At 57.4% G+C, this 3,194-nt stretch carries 1 rRNA gene; it reads right to left on the bottom strand.

What is annotated here, in order from left to right:
* Positions 1-22 precede the first annotated feature (22 nt).
* A 23S ribosomal RNA gene (locus ABZ340_RS36305) occupies positions 23-3,144 on the bottom strand.
* Positions 3,145-3,194 lie beyond the last annotated feature (50 nt).

Genomic DNA, 3,194 nt, shown 5'->3' with positions numbered 1-3,194 from the left:
AACACAGTGGACGCGAGCAACTGAGGACAAGCCCTCGGCCTATTAGTACCGGTCACCTCCACCAGTTGCCTGGCTTCCAGATCCGGCCTATCAACCCAGTCGTCTACTGGGAGCCTTACCCCATCAAGTGGGTGGGAGCCCTCATCTCGAAGCAGGCTTCCCGCTTAGATGCTTTCAGCGGTTATCCCTCCCGAACGTAGCCAACCAGCCATGCCCTTGGCAGAACAACTGGCACACCAGAGGTTCGTCCGTCCCGGTCCTCTCGTACTAGGGACAGCCCTTCTCAAGACTCCTACGCGCACAGCGGATAGGGACCGAACTGTCTCACGACGTTCTAAACCCAGCTCGCGTACCGCTTTAATGGGCGAACAGCCCAACCCTTGGGACCGACTCCAGCCCCAGGATGCGACGAGCCGACATCGAGGTGCCAAACCATCCCGTCGATATGGACTCTTGGGGAAGATCAGCCTGTTATCCCCGGGGTACCTTTTATCCGTTGAGCGACGGCGCTTCCACAAGCCACCGCCGGATCACTAGTCCCGACTTTCGTCCCTGCTCGACCCGTCGGTCTCACAGTCAAGCTCCCTTGTGCACTTACACTCAACACCTGATTGCCAACCAGGCTGAGGGAACCTTTGGGCGCCTCCGTTACCCTTTAGGAGGCAACCGCCCCAGTTAAACTACCCATCAGACACTGTCCCTGATCCGGATCACGGACCCAGGTTAGACATCCAGCACGACCAGACTGGTATTTCAACGACGACTCCCACCATACTGGCGTATGGCTTTCACAGTCTCCCAGCTATCCTACACAAGCCGAACCGAACACCAATATCAAACTGTAGTAAAGGTCCCGGGGTCTTTCCGTCCTGCTGCGCGAAACGAGCATCTTTACTCGTAGTGCAATTTCACCGGGCCTATGGTTGAGACAGTCGAGAAGTCGTTACGCCATTCGTGCAGGTCGGAACTTACCCGACAAGGAATTTCGCTACCTTAGGATGGTTATAGTTACCACCGCCGTTTACTGGCGCTTAAGTTCTCAGCTTCGCCCCACCGAAATGGAGCTAACCGGTCCCCTTAACGTTCCAGCACCGGGCAGGCGTCAGTCCGTATACATCGCCTTACGGCTTCGCACGGACCTGTGTTTTTAGTAAACAGTCGCTTCTCGCTGGTCTCTGCGGCCACCCCCAGCTCAGACCGTAAAGATCATCACCAGGTGTGGCCCCCCTTCTCCCGAAGTTACGGGGGCATTTTGCCGAGTTCCTTAACCATAGTTCACCCGAACGCCTCGGTATTCTCTACCTGACCACCTGAGTCGGTTTAGGGTACGGGCCGCCATGAAACTCGCTAGAGGCTTTTCTCGACAGCATAGGATCATCCACTTCACCACAATCGGCTCGGCATCAGGTCTCAGACTCATGGCGTGCGGATTTGCCTACACACCGTCCTACACCCTTACCCCGGGACAACCACCGCCCGGGATGGACTACCTTCCTGCGTCACCCCATCACTCACCTACTAACCGCTTGGTTCGGCGGCTCCACCACTCCCCCTCACTCCGAAGAGATCAGGGGCGGCTTCACGGCCTTAGCATCACGATGCTCGATGTTTGACGCTCCACAGCGGGTACCGGAATATCAACCGGTTATCCATCGACTACGCCTGTCGGCCTCGCCTTAGGTCCCGACTTACCCTGGGCAGATCAGCTTGACCCAGGAACCCTTAGTCAATCGGCGCACACGTTTCTCACGTGTGAATCGCTACTCATGCCTGCATTCTCACTCGTCAACCGTCCACAACTCGCTTCCGCGGCTGCTTCACCCGGCAGACGACGCTCCCCTACCCATCCACACAGGCGTTGGCCCTTATGTGTGAATGACACGACTTCGGCGGTACGCTTGAGCCCCGCTACATTGTCGGCGCGGAATCACTAGACCAGTGAGCTATTACGCACTCTTTCAAGGGTGGCTGCTTCTAAGCCAACCTCCTGGTTGTCTCTGCGACTCCACATCCTTTCCCACTTAGCGTACGCTTAGGGGCCTTAGTCGATGCTCTGGGCTGTTTCCCTCTCGACCATGGAGCTTATCCCCCACAGTCTCACTGCCGCGCTCTCACTTACCGGCATTCGGAGTTTGGCTAAGGTCAGTAACCCGGTAGGGCCCATCGCCTATCCAGTGCTCTACCTCCGGCAAGAAACACACGACGCTGCACCTAAATGCATTTCGGGGAGAACCAGCTATCACGGAGTTTGATTGGCCTTTCACCCCTAACCACAGGTCATCCCCCAGGTTTTCAACCCTGGTGGGTTCGGTCCTCCACGAAGTCTTACCTCCGCTTCAACCTGCCCATGGCTAGATCACTCCGCTTCGGGTCTTGAGCGTGCTACTCAACCGCCCTATTCGGACTCGCTTTCGCTACGGCTACCCCACCCGGGTTAACCTCGCAACACACCGCAAACTCGCAGGCTCATTCTTCAAAAGGCACGCAGTCACGAGAGTGAAGCAAGCTCCACTCCGACGCTCCCACGGCTTGTAGGCACACGGTTTCAGGTACTATTTCACTCCCCTCCCGGGGTACTTTTCACCATTCCCTCACGGTACTATCCGCTATCGGTCACCAGGGAATATTTAGGCTTAGCGGGTGGTCCCGCCAGATTCACACGGGATTTCTCGGGCCCCGTGCTACTTGGGTGTCTCTCAAACGAGCCGCTGACGTTTCGACTACGGGGGTCTTACCCTCTACGCCGGACCTTTCGCATGTCCTTCGCCTACATCAACGGTTTCTGACTCGTCCCACGGCCGGCAGACCGTGAAAGAGAGATCCCACAACCCCGCATACGCAACCCCTGCCGGGTCTCACACGCATACGGTTTGGCCTCATCCGGTTTCGCTCGCCACTACTCCCGGAATCACGGTTGTTTTCTCTTCCTGCGGGTACTGAGATGTTTCACTTCCCCGCGTTCCCTCCACACTGCCTATGTGTTCAGCAGCGGGTGACAGCCCATGACGACTGCCGGGTTTCCCCATTCGGACACCCCCGGATCAAAGCCTGGTTGACGACTCCCCGGGGCCTATCGCGGCCTCCCACGTCCTTCATCGGTTCCTGGTGCCAAGGCATCCACCGTGCGCCCTTAAAAACTTGGCCACAGATGCTCGCGTCCACTGTGCAGTTCTCAAACAACGACCAGCCACCCA

It is taken from the genome of Streptomyces sp. NPDC006134 (genome assembly GCF_040628835.1).
Taxonomy (GTDB): domain Bacteria; phylum Actinomycetota; class Actinomycetes; order Streptomycetales; family Streptomycetaceae; genus Streptomyces.
The sequence above is the reverse complement of the archived record's forward strand: the minus strand, read 5'-3'. Positions and strand labels throughout refer to the sequence as shown.